Raw genomic sequence first — 23,899 nt, 5'->3', positions numbered from 1 at the left:
CTGCCTGGTAACGCAGATACGGAGGCTCTGCCTCCAATTTTCCAGATCGTAAGCGAGGCAGAGCCTCTGGAAATGGGCTCCCAGGCAGAGCCGGGGAACCAGTGACTCGCTTAAGTTTTATTCCGGCTCGTAAGCGAGGCAGAGCCTCTGGAAATGGGTTCCCAGGCAGAGCCGGGGAACCAGTTACTGGCTTCATCTGTGGTCACAATCTAAAATCTAAAATCTAAAATCTAAAATCTAAAATCGAATGACAGAACTACTTCAAAATTTGCCAACTCAACCCCTATCCCAACCCCCAGATTGGCTGATCCAAGCTGTCAGAAACCATGCACCCGAACTCCCCGGAAACTATGCCGCTGCACTTCTCTGGTATAGAGGAATTCACAACCCCGAAGAAATACCCGGTTTCTTAAATCCCCAACTTTATCAACCAGCAAGCCCCTTTGAATTCGGGCGAGAAATGAACTGGGCGATAGAAAGAATCCAGCAAGCACGAAACAGCGCAGAAAAAGTCGCAATTTGGGGAGACTTCGACGCCGACGGCATTACCTCAACCTCCGTACTTTGGGATGGACTGGGAGAATTCTTTGCTCAAAATGACAAACTAATTTATTACATTCCTAACCGCTTAACCGAATCTCACGGACTCAATATCACAGGAATAGATGCCTTAGCAAAATTTGGAATTAGCTTAATTATTACCTGCGATACCGGCAGTACAAACATCGCCGAAATCGAATATGCTACCAGCTTAAACATCGATACAATTATTACCGACCATCATACATTACCAGACGATCGCCCGCCAGCTACAGCCATTATCAATCCCCGCTACTTTCCCCCAAACCACCAACTATTTAACCTTTCAGGAGTTGGAGTAGCTTACAAATTAGTTGAAGCATTATATCACACCTTACCAGATATTCCACAGCGCCCGATCGCAGATTTATTAGAATTAGTAGCGATCGGCTTAATTGCCGATTTAGTCCAACTTACAGGAGACTGCCGCTACCTAGCACAACTCGGAATCGAACAACTGCAAAAACAACTCACAAATCCCACCCGCCCAGGAGTTGCAAAATTGCTCGAACTGTGCAAAAGATCGGGCGATCGCCCAACCGACATTTCCTTCGGACTCGGCCCCCGAATCAACGCCGTCAGCCGCATTCAAGGTGACGCCAGCTTCTGCGTAGAACTCCTCACCAGCCGCGACAAAAAACGCTGCGAAGAACTAGCAAATTTAACCGAAATTGCCAACTCCCGGCGCAAATCTTTACAAAAAGATGTTGCCAAAGATGCGGCCGCCAAATTAGCCAAACTCGACCTCTCAACCACCAGCGTCATCGTCCTCAGCGACCCCCAATGGCCCGTAGGAGTATTAGGATTAGTAGCGGGACAAATCGCCCAAGAATACGGCCGTCCCGTGATTTTATTCAGCACAGAAGGAAGCGAAGAAATTAACGAAAATTCCCCGAAAACACAATTTACCTCTTTCTTAGATTCAGAACCGCAAACACTTTCCCCATCCAAAATTGCCAGGGGTTCGGCGCGTTCCGCCAATCAAATCGACCTTTACCAATTAGTCAAAGATCAAGCGCATTTATTGCACAGATTTGGCGGTCATCCCTTCGCCGCCGGATTGAGTCTCCCCGTGGAAAATATCCCCCTATTTACCGATGCAGTTAATCAGCAACTGCGACAACAATACAGCACCGATAGTTTAACAGCCGCCCCTGTTCAAGCAGACCTAAAAATTACTGTCTCCGAATTAGGCAAGGACTTATTTCAAGAACTAAAATTGCTCGAACCTTGTGGTATGGGCAACGCCGCACCCAAATTGCTGATTGAAAACTGCTGGTTTGAGAATTTGTGGAATCAAAAAATCAAGGATTTGAAAGGGCAAAAAATAGAATATATCAAAACAGAATTTACAATTAGGGATGAATCTACCGATATGGGATTTCCCGGCATTTGGTGGGGACACAATCAAAACGAAGTTCCCCAAGGCCGCTGCGATGTCACAGTGGAACTCGATTTTAATACTTACAAATCTCGGTATGAAGTGCGTCTCATAGCAGTGCGGGAACGCACGGAAGACAATCAAATCAATTCCCCAACTAAAATAGATTGGATCGTAGACTGGCGCAATACAAATAATGATGAAGAGTTGTTAGCAGCCAGCACAAACTTAGAATCTCCAATGCCGATCGACAATCTAGTTGACAATTCCCAAAAGGTCGATCGCGAAAACTCGATCGTCCTCAAAGAATGCCCCGCAAGCTGGGACGAACTGCGGATCTGGTTTCGGCAAGCACAGCACACTCAGAAAAAACTCGCGATCGCCTATACTTTACCTCCACTCGTACCCCCACAGCAAATCTGCCAACAGCTAATCGGCATCGCCAAATACCTCAGCCGCACCAAAAAACCCGTCACCAGACAGCAACTTCGCCAGAAACTCGGCATCAGCGACACATCCCTGCAACTGGGGTTCAAAACCCTAACATATCTCGGTTTTAAAATCAATTATCGCGATCGAGCTTTCCACATCACCAGACAACCCGAAACCGCACAGCAGGAAGACGCGCCAAAGCAAATCCCCCCACAGTTATTACATAGTCAATCCATCCAATTCTCCGTGCCAAATTACCCCATCGCCGCCCGTTTTACAGCGCAATTCCTAGCAGCAGTCTCCGAAGAACAATTCCGGCGGAAATATTTCTGTGAAGTACCCCTTTCCACCATTGTGTCGATCGCCCGAGAAACCGTTTTCCAAGAAGATTCTACAGCAAATCCCTTCTAACTGAGATATGGCACTATTGTCAAGAACGGGCAAGATGCCCGTTCCACAAGAAAATTCACTCTTTGTGGAACAGGCATCTTGCCTGTTCATAAAAAGCTTATTGAGAATGGTGCAACACATGAGTTCTGACTGACATATTGCACCGTTGTTAAGAACGGGCAAGATGCCCGTTCCACTTATGAGATAACTTTTATTGTCGGGCCCGCGCTCGCTCGCGCCGGTGGGGCTGGCTTTTTGGCCTGTGAAGCGAGAGAGGTTGTTCTAGATGTGGCTGAAGAAGCCTATTCCTGACACGAATGCAACATCTCTGTTCTAAGAAATATCTTACTTCTGAATTCATCCCGATAAAATAAGGCATAGGGCAATGAGAGTTATCCGTTGCGAGTCAGGCCCAAAACTCATAACTCCTAACTCACAAGCCAAAACCCAACAATCCCCACCGCCAAACTCGATCGCCCATCTCCAATTTAAAACCCCTATGCTTCTCTGTCCCCGCTGCCAATTTGAAAATCCCAATCCAAACAAGTTTTGTCAACAATGCGGAAATTCCCTAATTTACAAACCTTGCCACGAATGCGGTGCCCAAGTCGCTTTTAGCGCCGCATTATGTCAGAATTGCGGCGTCGCAACAGGTCAAGTGTGGCGGGCGATTATCTGCGGTCGATCGAATTTTCCAGCAGTCGAACCAGACGAGTCAACCCTACCCCCACCCGAGTTTCCGCAAAAATCAGACATCGTTCCACAAACTACATCGCCCCAAAACTCTGCTGAACCAATCACAGACAGCATTCAAACAGAAATAACCACCCCAACCGAACCCCCAAAAGCAGTCGAATCAACTTCTCCACTGACCGAAGTCGCCGAATTCAGCAGCCCAGAAATAGACGCTGTGGTAGCCGTGGGGGCGATCGTACCAACATCCTTTCAAACAACAGAAAAAAGCTCTACTACAGCACCAGAGCGCGAAATAACCGCATCTGAGCCGAATTTTACAACCGCACCACAGCCTAAACAAATCCAGGAAGCAACAGAGAACTCCGACAGCCCAAACATAGCTGACATCTCCCCCCCATCTCCAGAATTCCCCATCCCCAATTCAGAATATTTAATCCCTTCCCAGCCAGCAGGAGCTTATTTAGACACTCAGCAGCGCTACCAACTCCTAGAAACCGTGCCGCCGAGAAAACGCTCAGACACAGTAGCAGTAACAGTCTTGGACTGTCAGCCGCTGGAAATGTCACCCCTCAAAGCCATGCTAGCAGCCAACTCTGCCAGCGTCGCCAGACGAACCTCCCCCTACACCGCAGCAATCAAAGGCGGAGAAAATTCAACCAATCCCGCCTTAGCAGAGCTTTGCCAAGGCATAGCTGAACCTTATCTGGCACTCCGGTGGCAATTCTCTCAAAACCTGCCAGTCATTCACGATAGCTGGTCAGAAAACGAACAGGCAGTGCTGCTGCTAGAAGACTGCTCCCAATGGCCACTGCTGGTAGAACGCTGGAATCAACCCGAAACTTCCACCCAGCAAATTTTATACTGGCTGCACGAAATGACAGAACTGTGGGCTGCCCTAGAACCCTGGCGCTGTCGGCAAAGCTTGTTGGAACTGACCAATTTGCGAGTCAACCCCGACTCTTCCTTTTCCTTGGCTTCTTTGCGACTGCAATACCTCTATCCCGAACCCGCCGGCTCCAACCTGCAACTGGTAGATTTGGGGCAATTGTGGCAGGTGATATTTAGCCAGTCCGATCATCGCACTCAGTTTGGCGCCTTGCTCGAACTGCTGCAACAAATGTATAGAGGCGAGATTAACACGATCGAAGAATTGCGATCGCGCCTAGAAACAGTTCCCCTCGAACTCCAACCCGCACCTTCACCAAGCTCAACCCCGACACGCAGGCCTTACCGCAGCCCCGACGAGTCGCCCGCCGACGTTGGCGAGGTCTTAACCCAGCCCATGCCACTCCAGATTTACAGCTTAGAAGACGCAGGCCTCACCGATGTGGGCCGCACGCGCGACCACAACGAAGACTTCTTCAGCATCTGGACTCAGCTCAACAAACTCGAAAGCTGCTTCGGTCGCATCTTTCAAACCAAAGGGCTTTACATTCTCTGCGACGGCATGGGCGGACACGACAGCGGAGAAGTAGCCAGTCAACTAGCGGCTGAAACCCTCAGAGAATTCTTTCAAACCCGTTGGGAAAATCAACTACCTCCGGCAGACACCATCCGCGAGGGAGTCCTGCTAGCCAACAAAGCCATCTTTGAAATCAATCAAAAAGACGGACGCTCCGGCAGCGCCCGCATGGGTACAACTCTAGTCGCAGTCTTAGTTCAAGACACCCAATTCGCCGTTGCCCACGTCGGCGACAGCCGCCTCTACCGACTGAGAAAGGGACAAACCCTAGAAAAAATCACCTCAGACCACGAAGTCGGCCAGCGCGAAATTAAGCGCGGAGTTGACCCGGAAACTGCTTATGCCCGTCCCGACGCCTATCAACTAACTCAAGCCATCGGCCCGCGAGACAGTAATTTTCTCAAGCCAGAGGTGCAGTTTTTAGACTTGTGCGAAGATACTTTGTTGATTTTGGCTTCCGACGGCCTGACAGATAATGATTTGTTGGAAACTCACTGGCAGAACACTCTCGAACCCCTGTTCAATCCCCAAGCTGATCTCGACCAGGGAGTTGCCCAATTGATTGAACTGGGCAACAAACGCAACGGTCACGACAATATCACGGCAATTATCATTCGGGCGCAGGTAGGCGCATTTCGATTTTAGAATTTGGATGCTGCCAACTTTTTCAAAGGTGGCGCCTTTGCCCCGCGACAAGCGAATTTCAAAGGTGGTACCCGCCACGTGATTTATCCGTGGAATCAATCCAAAATCTAAAATCTAAAATCCTCAAGCCCCCAAATTTATCCGTGGGGTCGCCTCTAAAATCTAAAATCTAAAATCTAAAATCGAATGACCGCCTGGGTTAAACCTGCAATTGTTGCAGAGCAAAAAAACAGCTTCTGCCGTTTCCTGGCAAGGCTTTACTGCTCGCTCTGTTCTTAGGTATCCGGTGTTGAAACAGCTTGGGTTTGAGTGCTAAAAAACTGATTACAGACCCATACAATTGCAGAAAAGCTGTAGAGTACCGACCATTTATCCGTAGCTTTAATTTTGAGACTCTGTTCAGGGAATCTACCGGAAAAAGTTGCTTTATAGTAAGTGGATTCATCATAGTTGAAAGAGCTTTCACTTACAAAAATAGTTAGTCTAATGAAAAAAAATCAACTAAAATGAAGTGAGTCAATCGATTTTAGATTTTAGATTTTAGATTTTAGAATTGAAGCATTGACCCCACGCATAAATACGTTCGGCAAGTTTCATCTGATACAGGTTTTTTATTTCTGGACGGATGAATCACGTGGCGGGTATCCTGGATTCTTTCGGTCAGCAGGCGGGCTGATGCGAAATCTGTTTTATACTCGATCGCTCTTGGGGCAATTTGGGTCTAGGCCGGAACTGCCGGCCCTACCTATAGATGTGGGGGTAAATCACAACCTGCTGCTCCAGCAAATTTACGTAAAAGTTTAGCGATTGTTTACCTACTTTTTATAGTTTCAATTTTTAAATCGATCTACTGTGTTTTAAGGAGCGATCGACCCCTCAGAAATTTTACGGATAATTGTTCCCAAAAAAGTATTTATAACTTAATTGTTTATGAAATCTTTAATCATAATCAGGATATTATAAAGTTTTCCTGAAACTAACCTGTGAAGCTCATAATTAATTTTTAATTTCTAATTTTTCAAAGCCCTACGTCCCTAATCTGTAAATTCTTGCCACCTCTCACTGCCACATCAGGGAGTTCAACCACATCAATCGAAAATGCTGCTGACTCTTTTAGATCCAGAAAAACAAACCCCCCTGCAACAGTGGAGTTTCCAGAGCGAATCCATTATTCGCATCGGCCGCTCTCCTGAAAATCACGTTGTGATCCCCAATGCTCTAGTGTCGCGGCAGCATCTGGAATTGCAAAGAGTTAATAGCGGGAAGTCCAGCCAATGGTACTTAGTCAATTCCGGGACAAATGGCACTTTGGTTAACGGTATTCTCATGTCTCAGGGTTGGATATCCGACGGTGCCCTGATCCAGTTGGCGCGGGGCGGCCCAATTCTGCATTTCCAAGTTATTACGATTGAAGTCGGCGGCAAGATTGAGGCGAACCCCAACGTCAATCTCGTGACACCAAGGTGTACCCACGCGGGAAACCCGCCGGGAAATTTATTCTGCATCCACTGCGGCGAACCGATTAAAGTCGATCGCACGGTGCGTCACTACCAAGTGCTAAGAACTTTGGGCCAAGGCGGTATGGGGACAACGACTTTAGCCTGGGATCGAGAGAAAGCGAAAGCTCAACAACCCGGAAGTTCCCCCGCCGCTTCTCTGGTAGTCCTCAAGGAAATGAATGCTGATATGGCTCAAATCGCCAAAGCTCAAGAACTGTTTGAACGTGAAGCTAAAACTCTCAAGGCCCTCCACCATCGGGGAATTCCTCAGTTTTTTGACTTTTTTGTGGAAGGGGGTAAAAAATACTTGGTGATGGAAATGCTCCACGGCGAGGATTTAGAAAAACGCATCTACAACCGCGGCCCTGTTGCTCCCCAACAAGCAATAGAGTGGATGATCCAAACCTGTGAGGTTTTGGACTACATTCACTCTCAAAAACCCCCGATCGTCCATCGGGATATTAAACCTGCTAATTTGCTGGTGCGCCACCGCGACAATTGCATTACAGTGCTGGATTTTGGCGCCGTTAAAGAAATCGGCACTCCTCCGGGCACTCGCATCGGCGTTGAAGGCTACACCGCACCAGAACAAGACCGGGGACAGCCTCTCCCTCAGTCGGATTTATATGCTATTGGGCCTACTTTAATTTTTTTGCTAACGGCCCAAAGCCCTCAAAACTTTTACGGGAAAATAGCTGGAGGTTACGGCTTTAAGCTCGAAAATATTCCGACGATCGCTCCCAAGCTGCGGGACACCATTTTGCGAACCACGGCAGCTAAGCCTGGGGATCGCTTTCAAACTGCTCAACAATTAGCTCGAGCTTTAGCAGCTTCCCTTTAATAGAAGTCAGAAGTCATTAGTCATTGGTCATTAGTCATTAGTCATTAGTCATTAGTCATTAGTCATTAGTCATTAGGAACAGAGCAAAGGGAAGAGGGAAGAGGGAAGAATTTAGCAACGGAAATTTATGAAAGAAAATTTACCCGATCGCCTCAAAATTTCTCTCCGACACCCCAGTCCTCCGTCTCCTCTGTTATTCTTCGTCCCAAGCTTCTACAGCTATCAATTCGCTCACGGGGTCTTGCATAGAAAAATCAAACTCTAGCAATTGCTGTTTCCAGTACGGCCATTCGTCGCCGTAAAGCAGAGCAATTTTCCAAATACTGTCTGTGGGCTTGATAATGTCAGACGTGACGAGAGAATGCACCTGACGCTGGAACTTAACCATCGGCTGTATCACCTTCTGGCTCATAATACCTCTTGAATTGTTTAAATCTTGTGTAATTACCACTTCCCAGCGCACACTCTTTATCGCAGTTTCGCCAAGAACAGTCTAGCCAAGATACGTGTAGATTTTAGTCGGGAAGCTACATATTCAACTTGTATCTCAACACTGTTCGTTTTGACAAGGCCCTATAAGCAAGACTGAATAGTCAAGACCGACTTCAAAGAATTAATCATCTGTGAAATGTCGCACTGTATGCTGTCGATCGGCAGTGGAAGGTTTGCCGCCTCAATTGTTTCCACATAGTAGTAGATGCAAGGGCTGCGCTCGGCTTGTTCTGGAAAAGGCTGAGTTTGCGTAGGAGAAACTGCAACTACTGCGCTTTCGCTGCTACAGCGTAATTTCCGCTTTCCTGCGGGTAAACCACACCTGTTTCACCTTCGACGCTGGGTTCGCTGTGAGAGTGGGATGTGAACTACATAAACCGATTATAACTCTACTGACCGCAAAAGCGATCGAAAATTGTTGGATACTGTTGATCGCCACCCCTAAATGTCGATCGAACATTCAAAGGCGACAGCACAGCGGGCGTACCAGCAAGTTCCAAACCCATCGTCCGTCCTGATTGAGTCCATCTAAAATCTCAAATCTCAAATCTAAAATTGTATGACTTGGACAAGGCGACACATTCTCACTCTGGCTGATTTTACCTCGGACGAATACGATACGGTGCTGCAAACAGCAGCCAGTTTTCGGGATGTGCTCGGCCGCCGCACGAAGAAAGTGCCGGCCCTGCAGGGTCAAGTGGTCGCGAATTTGTTTTTTGAACCTTCTACCCGGACTCGCAATAGTTTTGAGTTGGCGGCGAAACGGCTGTCAGCGGATACGCTGAATTTTACCCCTGGAAGTTCTTCTCTAACGAAGGGGGAGACTATTCTGGATACGGCTAAGACTTATCTGGCGATGGGAACGGATTTGATGGTAATCCGGCACGAACAAGCTGGAGTTCCCAGCACGATTGCTTCGGAAATGGATCGCTTGGGGTCAAGAGTCAGCGTTCTCAATGCTGGAGACGGCCAGCACGAACACCCATCGCAAGGTTTGCTAGACTTATTTACTATTTGTGTTCTGTTAGATAACGAAAATCCGCGGCTGGAACTTTTAGCGGGCAAAAAAATTGCTGTGGTGGGCGATATCTTGCATTCGCGGGTGGCTAGGTCTAATATTTGGAGTTTAACGGCTTCTGGGGCAGAGGTTCATTTGGCCGGGCCGCCGACTTTGCTGCCGCTGTTGTTTGCTGAGTGTGGCGATGGTAGGGAAGGCAAGTTATTTTTGCACTGGCAGCTTGAACCTGCTTTGGCTGATGCTGATTTTGTGATGACTTTGCGGCTGCAAAAGGAACGGATGAGCGACCATTTGCTGCCGAGTTTACGAGAGTACCATTCTTTGTACGGGATTACGCGCGATCGACTGAAACTCTGCAAGCCGGATGTGAAAGTGTTGCACCCAGGCCCGGTTAACCGTGGCGTAGAAATTAGTTCGGATTTGATGGACGATGCCCAGTTTAGCCTGATTTCTCAGCAAGTTACCAGTGGCGTGGCGGTGCGGATGGCATTACTTTATCTAATCGGTGGCGGTAAAGTTTAGGCTATTAGTTGTTAGTCAATCGATTTTAGATTTTGGATTTTGGATTTTCGATTGACTTGCGCGAGATAAATGCTCTTTCTTGAGGATTTTCGATTTTCGATTTTGGATTGATTCCACGGATAAATCCGGGGGCTTGATACCACCTTTGAAATTCGTGGTCATGAATTTCGGAGATTCCATGATTTTCAGGATCGATCGCCTCTTTACAATAATCGTTACCCAGTATGGCCGGGTAACGATTAAAACTCTTTCTAGAAATGTCAAGTGCTCTAGTTAAGAGTTAGGAAAGCCAGGACGCAGATACCCAGCCGCCACCTTTGACTTGTGCCCAGCCGTTTTTGTAACGACCGGTTAATTTTACGTGGTCTCCACGATATAACTTGCCGATTACATGAGAACAGCTACTGGGGCGGTTGCGGATATTCAGTCGGCCCCCATTGGTGACAACTTTGGCGTAGTTGTGATGACCGTGATGGGCGCGATGGCCACAGTGTTTGCGGTAGCAACCTGCTGCCTGGGCTTCGCCACCGACACTCAGAACAGATAGGGCTACTGCCATACCTGCAACGCCTATCCATGCAGAATTAGGAATTTTCAAGCCCAGTTGGTCTAACGACTTGACTTGGAGTTCGGACTCTGGAGATTCATAAGCAACAAAAGAGTGGCTCAATGCTAGTGCTTCCATAGTTTCCTCGTGATTGTTGTTAACCTTTATTGGTGCAGACTCAGGTCAAAACCTCAATTAACAGCCCAAATTATTAACTTATGTTTCATAAAAGCCACAAAAGGGCGTTAAGGTCTTGCTTTTGCCGAGTATTGGCTAATTTTCCTGAACCCTGCACAGGTATATCATGTCATTGATGTAGCTTTCCGGAACAAAAAAATAAATAAAGTTTACATCGACTGCTCAAAATTTTGCAGACGCGGATCGGAACTCCGGGCTCAATTAAACTTAACTGTTTCATTCAAAAGGGAACGAAGTTATCGATTGGGGTTGGAAATTGCTTGTACTGAGTTGCGAATGACACTACTTATTTTGGTGCTGATTTATTGAATTGCTACAGCAATATCGGCAGTTAATTCGATCGAACAAGCATCCGGCTCGTCTTCAATCACGATATTAATTTGTTTCGGGCCAGTCATAGTGTAGCCGATCGCACTGGTGCAGAAGTTCGGGGCGATGGCGTCGGGCCCTCGCCCGTGCTACAAGATGGGTCTCAAGATTAGTCGCCCTATGTCCCCGACAAGAATGCAAGACAAATCCATCGCGACTTGATTTGTGTCAAGATCAATTAACTTCTCCAGCACCAATTCTTTCGCAATGAACTCCTTCGCTGCACTTTCGATCGGCACAATTCCTCAACGCCATGAATCAGACAGCTTCGCCATTACCTTAGCGCCGTTGTCTGTAGAGGAAATATACGCTTTGGCAGATGACCCCGCGAACGGAGCGGTGGTAATGATGAGCGGTACAGTCCGCAACCAAACTGACGGTCAAGCTGTAGTTTCCCTAGAATATCAAGCCTACGAACCGATGGCCGTGAGAGTATTCCAGCAAATTGCTACTGAAATCCGCCGCCAGTGGGCCGATGTCAATCGGGTCGCCATTCACCACCGCGTCGGACACTTGCAGGTAGGCGAAATCAGCGTACTGGTGGCTGTTGGCTGTCCCCACCGGGACTCGGCCTTTGCAGCTTGCCAGTACGCCATAGATACGCTCAAACACAATGTACCGATTTGGAAAAAGGAACATTGGGCCGACGGTTCTAGCAGTTGGGTTAGTATTGGAGCGTGCGAGGTTGTCGGGCATTAGTCAATCGATTTGAGATTTGAGATAGAAGAGGGGAACTTGTTACGATCTCCTAACGTCAAAAAGTGTGGAATGTTCGATGAGCCAATTCCACCGATGAGCGACTTTATTTCCGTGTCCTGGTCTGCGGTTGTGGCGACCGTTCAAAGAGTGCAATTGCCAGCCGAAAAACTCTCTAATTATGACTTGGTGTTGCGGTGTCAGGAAGGAAATCGACCTGAGACCACGGCCTTTTCAGAACTGTTGAAGCGGTATCAGTCCCACGTAGACAGGGTTCTCTATCACTTGGCCCCTGACTGGCAAGACAGAGCAGACTTGGCTCAGGAAGTGTGGATTCGGGTCTACCGCAATATTAACCGCTTGCAAGAGCCTGTTAAATTTCGGGGCTGGCTGAGCCGCATCGCCACTAATTTGTTTTACGATGAGTTGCGGAAGCGCAAACGGGTGCGAACTCCGCTGTCGCTCGACGTACCTCGTACTCTGGAAGATGGCGAGGTTGATTGGGAAATTCCGGCAGACAGTCCGGGGCCTGATGAAGATTTGACGACGAGAGAATTTTACGACCAGTTGCGGGTGGCGATCGCAGATTTGCCGGAAGTCTTCCGCACTACTATTGTTTTGAGAGAAATAGAAGGTTTAGCCTATGAGGAAATAGCCGAAATGACCGGAGTTTCTCTGGGAACTGTCAAGTCGAGAATTGCTAGAGCTCGCCAAAGATTGCAGTTGGAATTGCAAAAATATCTTGATGGTAATTAGCAAGAGTAATTTCAGAGGCGGGTTAAGAAGATTTGATGAAGTTTGCTGTGACATCAAAACTTCTATTTTAAAATATAAATAAGCAGTAAATCATTCTAATAGCGAGTGCGTGATTCCCCAATTAGAGCAAGTGTGAAATATGAAGGGTAACTTTGAATCCGATAAAAATCAAAATCAGCAAGGCGTCGGGGATTCACTCGCCCAAAATCAAGTTAACAACAATTATGCCCAGGGCAATGTAACTACTATGATGCGCGATCGCTTTGAATTGCTAAGTGCCTACCTCGACGGTGAAGTGACGGCGACAGAACGTCGGCAAGTTGAGGAGTGGCTGACAAATGACCCCACTACGAAGCGTTTGTACTCGCGACTGCTGATGATGCAGCAGAGCTTTCAGGCAATGCCGGTGCCTGCTGCACAACAATCTGCACAGGAGTTGGCGACGAAGGTTTTGCAGCGGGTGGAACGCAAGCCGAAACGGACTTGGATTTTGGGTGGAGGTGCGATCGCAGCTTTGTTGGTTGCGGTGGTGTCCGGTGTCGGTGGTGGCCGCCAATTGTTTGCTCCTCAGTTTGCTCGATCGCCCGTTCCTGCTGAATCTGACGGTTTGATGATGGCTTTAAACGAGCCTCTGGTGGAGATGGTTAATCCCAATGATTTGATGCTTGGGGTGAATGCACCGATCGTGGATATTCCCAAAGTTGGTGTAGCAACCCCTCAAAAGTAATTGCTAAAGGCGCAGTAGGATTTCTGTTTTGAGCAATAACGAAAGTTGCTAAGCTCCCTAAAAAAGGGGGCTTTTTGCCGTTTTTCCCAGTTTTTTAAGGTGATATATCCTTTGACATTTTCCCGCCTTTGAATGACGAATTGTGGGGCGATCGCATCTTGATATCGGAGTAGGTAGCGAGTGGAATTAGAGCGGGCGATTCCCTACGGGATAGTTTCGCACGCGCGTACTTGTCACCGATTTTTTTTGATATTTGCGATCGGCAACAGCAATGTCTCCTCAATTTCCTGCCGCACCGTAGGAGATACATTAGAAGCGCTATTGAGGCAATATACCAGCAATTTATTAGCATCGTAATACTCCCTCAGCAATGACTTCTGCTGTTCGCTAAATTGCCAAACGCGAGTCATATCGCGATACAAAATCATCATTTGTCTTAATCGCTTATCCCAAGCCTGACCGTTATCTTGCCACCATTTCGCAAATATCTCTTTGTCACTTTTTGGATCGGGCAGTTGTTCCAGAAGTTCTTGTATCGCTTGCCTTTGTTCAGGCTTAAGGGCAGGTACAAGGTCGCAGTCAAGAACAAGGTCAAGGGTAGGGACAAGGGTACGTTCAAGGGTAAGGCGGATGTAACCAAGGGTAGGCTCAAGCGCATCCTTAAGCACGGTATTCAGGGCAAGGTCAAGACCACCTTCAAGTGCAAGGTTAAGAACCTGTTCCAGAGCTTGTCCCACAACTTTTTTCAGATAAGGGTCAAGAGAAAGGGCAAAGCCACAGTCAAGGAGGGGATATTCAAGGGTCAAGTAAAATGCTCTAACTGCCGCAGGTTTGTAGGGAAAATCAACCGAAAGGGATTTTTTTTTGAGCCATTTTAGGAATTGCTGTAACTGCTCATTGTCAGCGACAAGTGCATCAACTTGCTGTTTCATTAACAGCAATAAGTCATCAGCTTTTCGCAACATCCCAACCGCCAACAAAAAGACTTCTCGCCAAGGCTTCTCGGTCAGGTGGCTGACCATTTTTTCCAAAGCTTGTGGAGCGGAATTAGTAACAAGTTCTCTAGCAGTAAAATACTCTTGAAATGTTAGATGAGAAAACGAATAAATCCCTCTTGCCCTTTCCACTAATAATCCATGTTGTGCCTCGATCGCCTTCAGGACAACCTCACTATCCATTTCTAACTGAACGCGGTCAGTTGTGGCATCGGGTAAGTTAGCCAGATAGTCGGCAATCACTTGTTGGATTTGATTCTTTTCAATAAAGTAATCGCCCCGATCAAAAGTAATAGCTGCCACAAAAGCAAGTAAATGTTTCTTGCGGCACAAATTCAAATCTCGATAAACTTCATCCCGTTGAATGCCTCTAGTTTCATCCCATTTTCTGAGCATAATTTCCAGTCCTTCCTCATACAAGTTGGCTCGGTTGGATGGGAAATTTGCTTGGGCTTGGAATACTAAACAAGTCAGATTCAACAAGATAGGCGTTACTGCCAGTTCTCGGATTTGCTGATTTTTATTCATTTTTAGCTGCTCTACAAATTGAGACGCTAAAGCTTTCCCGGCCTCCATATTCTGGGAAAATGCCACAAACCAATTGCGAGCAAAGGCAGCGATTTGCTTGTTATTAAAATCTGCTACCTCAACACAGGTAAACGCTTCGTCGTGAAATCTGTACTTAGAAGCGGCAATTCGACAGGTAATAATAAACTGATTGTTATAATACTTTTGGACAAACTGACGAATCTGTCTGACGACTGCATCGCTATCTGATTCTGGGACTTCATCTAAGCCGTCCAGCAAAATCAGCCCTCTGCCTTGACTGATTGCGAATTCAGTTTGCGATCGCGCCTCAACTCCGCAACTGGCAAATTCGTCGCTGATATATTCTAATAAGTCAAGATTAGCGACTTCAGCAAACGTTTTCAGAGAGATAAAAATCGGTATTTTGTTTGTTTCAAATTCCGAGCGATCGCACTGAATGGCGATATGTTTCAAAAAGGTAGTTTTACCGGAACCAGGTTTGCCGAGTACCATCAATTTAGAGTGAGATTTCACCGCATCCAACCCAGGGACTCGTTTCTGGCATACTTTACCTAATCCCAAGCGGTTAAAGTTATCCGCATCTGGGTTGAAGCCTCTGAGTAAATCGCTAATTTCTCCCGGCTGCCAACTGGTAATTTCCTCCAAAATGTTGACTTCAACGTAGAGCTTGCTGACATCAACGGGCTGTGCAATATCCAACAGTTGCATTTTGCTGTAAAGCTGTTGGATTTTGCTGTGGCATTTTTGCCGTATCTCTTCCACTACCGAATCAATATGCTGTTGGCAAAAATCTCTAACCCCCCCAACCCTCCCTTGGTAAGGGGCGGCGAAAGGACGATCGACAATTTCTTCCCAATTCAACTGCAAAACCGTGCAGAAAGCCTTGAAAGCATTGGCTTTAATGGGTTCTTGTCCTCGTAAGAAACGCCTCCAAGTTGGCAGCGACAGACCATCGGCATAAGGGCCTGCCTCTGTCCAAGTTCGATCGGGTTCTAATGTTTGACTAGCTTCTACTAACCATCTGGGGTCTTCTATCGTCGATCCCCTTTCTCTTCTAGCTTGCCTAATTTTTACTAATCCCTCCTCAGAGGCTTTGAGGGTCGTCATTATATAATTTACTTCTTTAATTGTCAATGTCAATTTTAGATCAGTTTAGCGATCGCAAACTGAGTTTGTCAAGACCCCAGCAACCAAGAGAAAATGTTCCTGACAGCAACTGCACGGCACAGGCGAAAATTCAGACATAAATCATGCAAAATTAATCCTTCAGAATGCCAGTCTCTTGTGTGTCTAAAAAATACCTATTAAATGATGAGGAAGGATAGCAAGATGAGCAATAATTTCAATGAAATTCCCTCCCGTGGTATCGGCATAAAACTTATTAGCAAAATTGCCGATAAGCTAAGCTATACACGCACTTGTGACCAGCGAAACTGTCTGTTAATTGTGAAAAGTTTTCATCCAGGTATAATACCAGCCCAGCAGACCAATCAATCTGGTTATTTGAATCGGGCAGTTGGTTTGTTAAACAGTTTTAATTTGGGATTAAAAAAAAGACAAAATCGAGACTTTTATCCGATTTATCCTCATCGAATTAAAACAATCCATTTGCAACTAAATACTGACCTCAAGAGTGTTACGCAAGTTTTATGGTGGGTCGAGCAGTTTTTTAGAGTATCTACCCATTCCCGAAGCAGTTTTGCAGCAGTGCAAACTTGCTACGATCGAAGGGTTTACAAATGCTGTTCGCCACGCCCACAAAAATCTGCCCTTTGAAACTCCGATCAACCTTGAAATAACCGTATTTAGCGAACGCCTAGAAGTCAAAATTTGGGATATGGGAGAGCCTTTCGACCTCCAAGCTAAGTTGATTGAAGAATTACCAGCTATTTGGAGCGAGCTGGGGTTTATGCTTGACTAAAGTAAAGCTGTTCTGTAATTCCCAGCTTTCAATTGACAAGAAAAAGAAACTTTTTTGGTATGACTACTGATACTACTCCCAAGATTCTTGTGGTGGATGATGACCCATCCATCCGCACTCTAGTTCATCGCTTTTTAAATCAGAAATATCAAGTAGATTCGGCAGCAGATGGCGAGACGGCTTTAACATTGTTTGAGAAATTAAAGCCACTGCTAGTCGTTCTTGATTGGAATTTGCCGGATACTACAGGCTATCACCTCTGCCAGGAAATGCAGCGCCGTACTAATGTTTTTGTGATTATGCTAAGCAGCCGCACCGACGAAGCCGATCGACTTAAAGTCCTGTCTGCAGGTGCTGATGACTATATCTGCAAACCCTTTGGACTGGCGGAGTTGGCAATTCGTATAGAAGTTGTGTTGAGACGCATGAGGCCTGTCACTTCATCACGTATTGTATTCGATCAATTCGCGATCGATTCAGCGCGTCGGGAAGCAACACTCAACGATCGCATTATCAAGTTAACAGCCTTGGAATTTAAGATATTGTATTTTTTGGCAAGTCATTCCGGTCAATCTTGGAGTCGCCAACAGCTAATCGAAAAAATCTGGGGGTGGAACTGCGACGACACAGGAGAAAAGCAAGTTGTTAGCGTACATATTGGTCAGATTCGCAAGAAAATGATTGAAGTTGATGCTAGTGGGTCGCAGTTTATTAAAACAATTCGGGGTTACGGTTACAGATTCGAGCCGCCCGTTAGCGAAGCCCTCGAAGAGGATCGCACGGCAATGGCAATTTACTAAGCTCATCGGCATTAACCACCTTATTTGGTGAAAAACATATTTTCCCACCTGCCGTCGGGCAGCCAGATGCCTCCTAGGGAACGAACGCGATCGGGTAACATGAAGTAAGCCCAAGCCGTGCCTAAAGGTTTGAGGTGTCGATCGAAGATTTCGATTTCCTGCCGCTGATATTCGTTTTGTGTCGGTTCCCGCAGCGGATGATAGTCTTCCAATCGGTCTAAATCGTCCAAAATAGCCGAGTTTGCGAAACAGAGGAGAAAACCGCAGACTGTGCCATCTCCGGCCATCATCGCAGGATAGCCGATCGGCAGCGCAAAAAGTTGACCGCGGGCGATCGCGGGGTAAGCATCCACAACTTTTCCTTCGCAGTAGCGGAGGTAGTTGCACTCCCCCGGTTTGAGTGTGCCGTAGACAAAGACTTTCATCGGGTAGGGCCTAACCGCTAGTTTTTGCTAACATAGATGGCTAAGCTAATAGTTTAAGTCTCGCGGGCGATCGCGACTGCAATCTTGATAAATTTCGTTGTTTACCCTTTCTTATAATTCATGACTCTAGCAGTTAGTTTTATTGCTTTTGGACTTCGGCCTTTGTACTTGAGCTCTTTTTTGCCGTCCCTGCCCCTGGACAGCTTGTTTTCGACTCAAGGGATTATGGTGATGCTGCTGGCGGCCTATGCGGGGGCGATGTGGATGTTTCTCACCAGTGCTCCGAAGGTACACACGGTGATGGTATCGGATCTCGGACAGGCGAGGGAGTTCTATGAAGGTATGCTAAACCTGCCCGTAGCAGAAGTGCCGCTGCACTACTACTACAATTACGAGCAAACTTTGGGGACAACTGGTATTGATCCGCTGTATTTGTCGCCGAATGTCGGGAGGGCAACGACCTCTCAAACGCTGGGGAGTCCCGATGGTTTGTGGTATCAGTTGATGAAAAATACCCAACTGCACATTATTAGCGGGGCCGGTGTAGGGGAAAAAAATCGCCCGCGTCACGTTTGTTTCGATCGCGAATGTTTGGATCAGCTATTGATGAGGGTACAAACTCGCGGCATTAGTTATAAAATTCGCCGGGAAAAGCCGCTGAATTTTTTGGTCAAGGATTACGATGGTCGCGTGATTGAAATGGCTGAGGTTAGTAATTAGAAAAGACTCAACGGTTAAAACCGATCCTACACAAAATTTAGTCTCCGCAGAGAGGGACAAAAGAATCAAAGGGGTATTAAAGCCTAATTTGGTATTACAGCCCAAGTTAGAAACCCGGTTTATCTACTAAAAAACCGGGTTTCTTGTTTGTCAATTAATCTTAGATTCAACGCTAGATTTTTCCGATGTCGCCACTGCTTTAATCTCTGAAATCGCTTTCCGGCTGAAGATTTGGAAGTAGAGAGAAACAAAAAACTCTTTGACTGGAAAAATGATAAAAGTCAAAGGATTAATTGTCACGATGATATTGCGGGCATCACCTTTAGCTTGTTTGACAACTTGCTGCGCTACCCAATCTGGAGACATAATGCCGATCGGGTTTAAGTTGCTTTTAAACGGCCCTAAAATCAGTTTGCGAACGATGCAGGGTGCGTCTAGCCGCCGCAGGGTGACTAAATCTCCCAGGGCGCGTTTGCTGAGTTCGTACAGGGGACTGACAGCGGGAATTACTTCGGCTTCTGAAGTGTTGATCCAGACTTCTTTGCAAGCGATGTTTTCGTTAGTACGGACTGTTAAGAAAAAGAGTTCCATCAGCCGCCACGCGGAAAAAGTGTTAATTTCGTATGACTTGGCGATCGCCTCTCCTGTTCTTTCTCCCTGTACGTTAATCCCGTGATTAATGACGAGAATATCGATTTTTTCTAACAATAGGGCTAAGTCTGCCTCTTGGCCAGCTTGCCAAGTTACGGTTTTTACAGGTAAATTTTCGCCGTCTACATCCAAAATAATTTCCTCATTTCCAGAGGAGAGGGCGATCACTTTTGCACCAGCTTTGTGCAGGTGTTTGAGTAGCAAACGCCCTAAAGTTCCCGATGCACCGGTGACGGCTACAGTTTTGCCTTTGAGAGAAAGTGCTGTACCCATAAGTTTATCTATTAAGGTGAAAGTACCGCAATAGTAAGCATTTTGATTGTCGAAGTGATGTCGCCAGTGATAAGGTTTATTAACTAACCACTTGCCAGGGGGAGTCAGGAAGTCTCCCGGTTGGTGGGTGATGTCGGTTAATTCGTCTGCACCTTTGATGCCGCACGCGCGGGCGATCGCGCTCAACAAAAAGCCTAAAGTATAAATACAACCCGCTGCTGCGCCCCAGTGATATTCCGGCAGCCCAAAATAAGCTACAACCCACAGCAACAAGCCCAAAACCATCATCGCCGCACCTTCGGGCACGTCGTGACGCCAGTGTGCTTGCTTGTAAATTGTCTCGCTGACGGGGGTCAAATTCGGGCGGAAAACGCGGTGATGCCAAGTGTGCAGCTTTTGCAGGGGTGCCCAATAATGGGACACGACGTGATAAAAGTCTCGTATTATTTCTGCCCAGCAGACAGAAGCTATTGCCACAGCGCCGACTATCGAGTAATTTACCATGCTCACATTAGTTTGAAATTTGAGATATTAGAGATTGTCTGTTTTGAAAGATAACTCAAAATGGCTTTTATTGCTAGTCTGGAAGTTGACTCAGGCGTTTTAAAATCTGCAAAACGCGGTACAATTCATTGCCGGGATTGGAAATAACAAATTCCGCCGATCGGGCATACTGGGGAGTTTCGCCTCTAACTAACTTGACAAAACTAAAGTTAGCACCTGTAGAAATCATGCCAAAAGTAGGACTTTCAAGATTGGGATCGGCGAGCATATATGTCAGGAGTTGGGCAAGTGCTTGGTCAGTTGAAAACGAAAGTTGTTTGGATTCAATTACTGTCACCCATAAGTTTGCTTTCATAATTAGGATATCTATTCTGCCTTCGATGATTCTGCCTTCGTCTTCCTCTTGAATGGCGATAGACTTTTCGGCTTTGACTTGAAAAGGAGACTCATACAGACCGGCAATAAACAAAATGGGGCTGATGATTGTTAGCTTGACTGCATTTTCCAATACAGGCGGGGTGTCTACGAAGTTGAAGTATATGTCTTGGACGCGATCGAGTAATTGTTTTTCTGAGTCGGTTACTTCGGGTAAGTTTTATTGCCATTCTCGAAAAAATTCGCTGTTGCGAACTCGCTGCAAGCCGAAGTTATCAATTAGATAGCGGAGGTTGATGTCTCTTGATTGAATTTTTGGCATTATTTTATCAGAATTTATATGGTTGTCAATAAGTTTAGCCTAATTGGATTTTTAACCGCAGATGAACGCAAATGAACGCAGATGAAATTCTGAGTAAGTTAATTGGGTTCAGAGGTCTGTTTATGGGGATTTTTGATCGGCAATTCGCTGTTTTTGTCCAGCTTGCATTTGCAGCAATTGCGGTACGGTGACAAAACGATATCCCTGCTGTTTGAGTTTGGGAATAATTGCAGATAGCGCCTCGACTGAATGCTTGCGATTTCCGCCCCCGTCGTGCAACAATACGATCGCCCCCGTTGAAGCTTGGGATAGCACGCTACGGGCGATCGCAGCGGCCGGAGGTTGCAGAAAGTCTTTAGGGTCGATCGACCACATCACCACTACATAATTCTTCTTTTTAGCGTAATCTGCCAAACCGTTATTTAAGCGGCCGCCGGGAGGGCGAAACAAGAAACTTTTTGCCCCTGTCGATCGATAAATATGAACACCAGTATTATCAATTTCATCCGATGCTGTTTTTTCGGTAACATTGTGAGAATAGTGATGCCAAGTATGATTGCCGATCGCATTTCCCGCTTGCACAACTCGCTTCGCAATTTCTGGATACTCCCGCAAATTTGCACCCAAGCAGAAAAATGTGCCCACAACTTGATGTTTGTGCAAAACTTCTAATATTTTCAAAGTTTCAGGCGAAGGGCCATCGTCAAATGTCAGGGCGATAACTTTTGAGTTGTTAATACTGGCTTTATAAACAATTTGGCTGCGAAATTGCGCGGGCGGTGCGAAGACTAAAGGTTGTTGGGAAGGTTTGGGAGAGGGATTTGCGGGGGGAGAAGGGGGTGTTTTTAGTTTTGGGGGTTTCAGGAGGTTTGGAGGCGGATTTTCAACGGGTGCGATCGGTATTAGCGGATTTGAATTGGCGGTTTTTCGGTTTTCCCACAACAGGGAAATTGTGAGGCTCAATCCGATAAGTATAACGGTTTTAATTACCGATTTTTTATTGCGTTTGCGACTCATCAGGTATAGGATTTATTTTGAACAATCTCATTATGCCTGGTTCTGCTAGCTTAAAAGTTGGGTAAATTATTTTTTTGGCAAAAGGTCGATCGCACTCAAGCAAGACTTAGGCAAAAACCGGGTTTTCTTAGGCAAATCACTCGTGATTCGCCGCTGATTCCCATATAAAAACCCGGTTTATTGATCCAAAATCTACGCTTTTAGGCTCCCAAACCATAAAACTAGATGATGACACCCTCTGCGTCCAGAAATGTATCTACAATCGGCAAGTTTGCCGCGCCCTTTCATCCTCCGGTTCTTGCCACCCAAAAGCAAAATGACTCACCGCATTAATTTGGGGAGTCGCGGCGCGAATTGCCTGCATTTGAATCTCCAAAGACGGCCGATTTTTGAGAGGTTTTCCCCAATCTCCAGCAATGGCAGGAATGATTTTTGCTCCCGCAGGCGCTAAACTCACCGTCCGCTGCACTTGTGGGACAATGCAGCTTACATCCCCGCAATTTCCGTAAGACATGGCGTGGAATTCTACGGCAGCCGGAAAGCTGTCCCAAGGCTGCAATCTCGAATCATATCCTCCTTGATTTATCGCTTGATTTGCAGTAGGAAAAAACACGGCTCCTACAGGAATTCCCATCCTTTGAGCTGGTTGAATTGCTATCCCCAAAAAATCTAAAATCCCTTGGACTGCGTGAGCAACGCTCAGTTTCCACAGGTCTTTTTGCAGAGTGCCGGTATCGGGAAGCCGAGGTGTCGGTTTTGGTGTGGGAGTTGCAGGGTTGGGCTTGTTAGTGGCGGAAGTTGTGGAGGCTGATCTTGATGCGGCATTCTGGCTTCTAGAAGGTGGAGTTGCTACTGACATCGCCTGCGGAATTCGGCCCTGCCAAAGAGGTTCTCGCTCAGTTGGATACTGTTTGACTACTGCTTGAACGTCAGTAGTATTGATAAATCCTTTAGTCAAATATCGCTGGATTAAATTTCGCCCTTGCTGATTGCTAGCCCGCTGTAAAAGAACTTGCTGCGATGCTGGGCCGTAAATCCACAAGTCTTGAACTTTGGTAGCAACTGAAGCGGGCCCGATGCCCCTTAGATAGCGAATGTAGTCGAATAACATTCCTTGTGGCTTGCGCTTGACTATTTGATTTACTAACAAAGTATAGTCTTGCCGTGCTTGTGGGTTGTACGGATCGATAAAGGCTTGATTGCCCGGAACTTCTCCGAAGTCCTCGTTAATTGCTGCGTATTCGCTTACTGTTAAACTTGTCTGATTTTTACCGTTGATAGCGAGGGTTTGCTGTCTGTCTGGACGCTGAGCATAGCTATAGCCAAAGTTCATGGTAAATAACCAGGCGTATACTTTTAAACCTCGTTGTTTACCTTTGGCGATCGCCTTTTCTAACAAATCGTATTTCTCGTAACCGCGATTTCTCACAACAGAAGGCCAAGCCGTTGGATTGTCGGCTGCTGGGAGAAGCACTTGACCATCGTAAAACACTTCGACATAGACTTGGTTGTAGCCTTTATTCACAACTTTGTCTAATACTCGATCGAGTTCTCCGGGTCTGACATCGCAGGGATACAAACGCAGCCAAACTGCTTGGGTTTCGGGCCAAGTTTTTTTACGGCATTCTGCTATTTCCCGCGCGTGTTTGTTCAAAACAGCAAAATATGCTTGCTGAGATTCCCGTTTTCCCGACAGCGCGGCGCGGCGCAAGTCTTCTTTTTGATTGACCTGTTCTGGGGATAATTGGCAATAGGCTGATGTTTGGGCAAAAGCTGGTTGATTTCCGATAAACGGCCACACAAGTTGGCTGATGAAGCTACTGGTTAAAACAGCAGTTACCGCACTTAAAAAGCGTCGCTGGTGTTGAAAATTCGCGATGCGAGTTGGTGCAATTTTCATGGGAGAGTTGAATGGGGTTTCTGGTTTAAATTGGGTGGCGATCGCAAAAATGCGATCGCGCTCCACAAGCAGCTACAAATTTTCTACTTTTTTCTGTTGACTTAGTTATGGCACAAGTCGATCGCACAGTGCAAATTCTATCTGGCGGCTATTTAAATTCAATAAGGGCGATCGGGTAAGACAAGACTCCGCGATTA

General features: G+C 46.5%; 18 protein-coding genes. 10 read left to right on the top strand and 8 right to left on the bottom strand.

What is annotated here, in order from left to right:
* The first annotated feature begins 247 nt into the window (after positions 1-247).
* The 3 genes from QUB20_RS06685 (at position 248) to QUB20_RS06675 (ending at position 7,925) form a co-directional block, all read left to right on the top strand.
* On the top strand, positions 248-2,803 hold the full coding sequence (locus tag QUB20_RS06685; protein WP_333244930.1) for a DHH family phosphoesterase: 2,556 nt from the start codon (positions 248-250) through the stop codon (positions 2,801-2,803).
* A 478-nt stretch (positions 2,804-3,281) separates the two neighbouring features.
* A complete protein-coding gene (locus tag QUB20_RS06680) occupies positions 3,282-5,585 on the top strand; it encodes a serine/threonine phosphatase (RefSeq protein WP_333244934.1) in 2,304 nt (767 codons plus the stop codon).
* A gap of 1,098 nt (positions 5,586-6,683) precedes the next feature.
* The gene (locus tag QUB20_RS06675) at positions 6,684-7,925 is read left to right on the top strand and encodes a protein kinase domain-containing protein (protein WP_333244938.1); all 1,242 of its coding nucleotides are present in this window, start codon (positions 6,684-6,686) and stop codon (positions 7,923-7,925) included.
* A 193-nt stretch (positions 7,926-8,118) separates the two neighbouring features.
* Here QUB20_RS06675 and QUB20_RS06670 read toward each other — a convergent pair whose 3' ends face one another.
* Complete coding sequence (locus tag QUB20_RS06670; RefSeq protein ID WP_193973492.1) at positions 8,119-8,337, bottom strand: DUF4327 family protein; 219 nt, start codon at positions 8,335-8,337, stop codon at positions 8,119-8,121.
* 639 nt (positions 8,338-8,976) lie between these two features.
* Here QUB20_RS06670 and QUB20_RS06665 point away from each other — a divergent pair.
* Positions 8,977-9,957: an aspartate carbamoyltransferase catalytic subunit gene (locus tag QUB20_RS06665; RefSeq protein WP_333055331.1), complete on the top strand. Its 981-nt coding sequence runs from the start codon at positions 8,977-8,979 to the stop codon at positions 9,955-9,957.
* Positions 9,958-10,237: 280 nt separating this feature from the next.
* On the opposite strand, the gene QUB20_RS06660 is transcribed toward QUB20_RS06665, so the two are convergent.
* Positions 10,238-10,642: an SH3 domain-containing protein gene (locus QUB20_RS06660; RefSeq protein WP_333055329.1), complete on the bottom strand. Its 405-nt coding sequence runs from the start codon at positions 10,640-10,642 to the stop codon at positions 10,238-10,240.
* 636 nt (positions 10,643-11,278) lie between these two features.
* Here QUB20_RS06660 and QUB20_RS06655 point away from each other — a divergent pair.
* The 3 genes from QUB20_RS06655 to QUB20_RS06645 all read left to right on the top strand — a co-directional run bounded on the left by QUB20_RS06655 (position 11,279) and on the right by QUB20_RS06645 (position 13,250).
* Positions 11,279-11,770 (top strand): molybdenum cofactor biosynthesis protein MoaE, encoded by a 492-nt coding sequence (locus tag QUB20_RS06655; RefSeq protein ID WP_333228440.1) that lies wholly within the window; start codon positions 11,279-11,281, stop codon positions 11,768-11,770.
* 93 nt (positions 11,771-11,863) lie between these two features.
* Positions 11,864-12,523, top strand: a complete 660-nt coding sequence (locus QUB20_RS06650) for a sigma-70 family RNA polymerase sigma factor (protein WP_041622468.1) — start codon at positions 11,864-11,866, stop codon at positions 12,521-12,523.
* Between the two features lie 139 nt (positions 12,524-12,662).
* On the top strand, positions 12,663-13,250 hold the full coding sequence (locus QUB20_RS06645) for a zf-HC2 domain-containing protein (protein WP_333244943.1): 588 nt from the start codon (positions 12,663-12,665) through the stop codon (positions 13,248-13,250).
* A gap of 233 nt (positions 13,251-13,483) precedes the next feature.
* On the opposite strand, the gene QUB20_RS06640 is transcribed toward QUB20_RS06645, so the two are convergent.
* The gene (locus QUB20_RS06640; protein ID WP_333244946.1) at positions 13,484-15,901 is read right to left on the bottom strand and encodes an NACHT domain-containing NTPase; all 2,418 of its coding nucleotides are present in this window, start codon (positions 15,899-15,901) and stop codon (positions 13,484-13,486) included.
* Between the two features lie 526 nt (positions 15,902-16,427).
* On the opposite strand from QUB20_RS06640, the gene QUB20_RS06635 reads away from it, so the two are divergent.
* Positions 16,428-16,715, top strand: coding sequence for an ATP-binding protein (locus QUB20_RS06635; RefSeq protein WP_333244949.1), 288 nt, complete (start codon positions 16,428-16,430; stop codon positions 16,713-16,715).
* Between the two features lie 59 nt (positions 16,716-16,774).
* On the top strand, positions 16,775-17,515 hold the full coding sequence (locus QUB20_RS06630; RefSeq protein WP_333244952.1) for a response regulator transcription factor: 741 nt from the start codon (positions 16,775-16,777) through the stop codon (positions 17,513-17,515).
* A gap of 20 nt (positions 17,516-17,535) precedes the next feature.
* On the opposite strand, the gene QUB20_RS06625 is transcribed toward QUB20_RS06630, so the two are convergent.
* Positions 17,536-17,940, bottom strand: a complete 405-nt coding sequence (locus QUB20_RS06625; protein ID WP_333244955.1) for a gamma-glutamylcyclotransferase — start codon at positions 17,938-17,940, stop codon at positions 17,536-17,538.
* Between the two features lie 120 nt (positions 17,941-18,060).
* Here QUB20_RS06625 and QUB20_RS06620 point away from each other — a divergent pair, with 120 nt between their 5' ends.
* Entirely contained in the window at positions 18,061-18,660 is a 600-nt protein-coding gene (locus QUB20_RS06620) for a glyoxalase-like domain protein (protein ID WP_333244958.1), read from the top strand.
* Positions 18,661-18,810: 150 nt separating this feature from the next.
* Here QUB20_RS06620 and QUB20_RS06615 read toward each other — a convergent pair whose 3' ends face one another.
* The 4 genes from QUB20_RS06615 to QUB20_RS06600 form a co-directional block, all read right to left on the bottom strand.
* On the bottom strand, positions 18,811-20,088 hold the full coding sequence (locus QUB20_RS06615) for a bifunctional sterol desaturase/short chain dehydrogenase (protein ID WP_333244961.1): 1,278 nt from the start codon (positions 20,086-20,088) through the stop codon (positions 18,811-18,813).
* Positions 20,089-20,161: 73 nt separating this feature from the next.
* The gene (locus tag QUB20_RS06610; RefSeq protein WP_333244963.1) at positions 20,162-20,596 is read right to left on the bottom strand and encodes a hypothetical protein; all 435 of its coding nucleotides are present in this window, start codon (positions 20,594-20,596) and stop codon (positions 20,162-20,164) included.
* A 309-nt stretch (positions 20,597-20,905) separates the two neighbouring features.
* Positions 20,906-21,802, bottom strand: a complete 897-nt coding sequence (locus QUB20_RS06605; RefSeq protein WP_333244966.1) for a polysaccharide deacetylase family protein — start codon at positions 21,800-21,802, stop codon at positions 20,906-20,908.
* A 256-nt stretch (positions 21,803-22,058) separates the two neighbouring features.
* Complete coding sequence (locus QUB20_RS06600; RefSeq protein WP_333245001.1) at positions 22,059-23,702, bottom strand: family 10 glycosylhydrolase; 1,644 nt, start codon at positions 23,700-23,702, stop codon at positions 22,059-22,061.
* Between the last annotated feature and the right edge of the window lie 197 nt (positions 23,703-23,899).

Source organism: Microcoleus sp. B4-C2 (assembly GCF_036705265.1).
GTDB lineage: Bacteria > Cyanobacteriota > Cyanobacteriia > Cyanobacteriales > Microcoleaceae > Microcoleus.
This window is presented reverse-complemented; position numbering and strand designations above follow the sequence as displayed.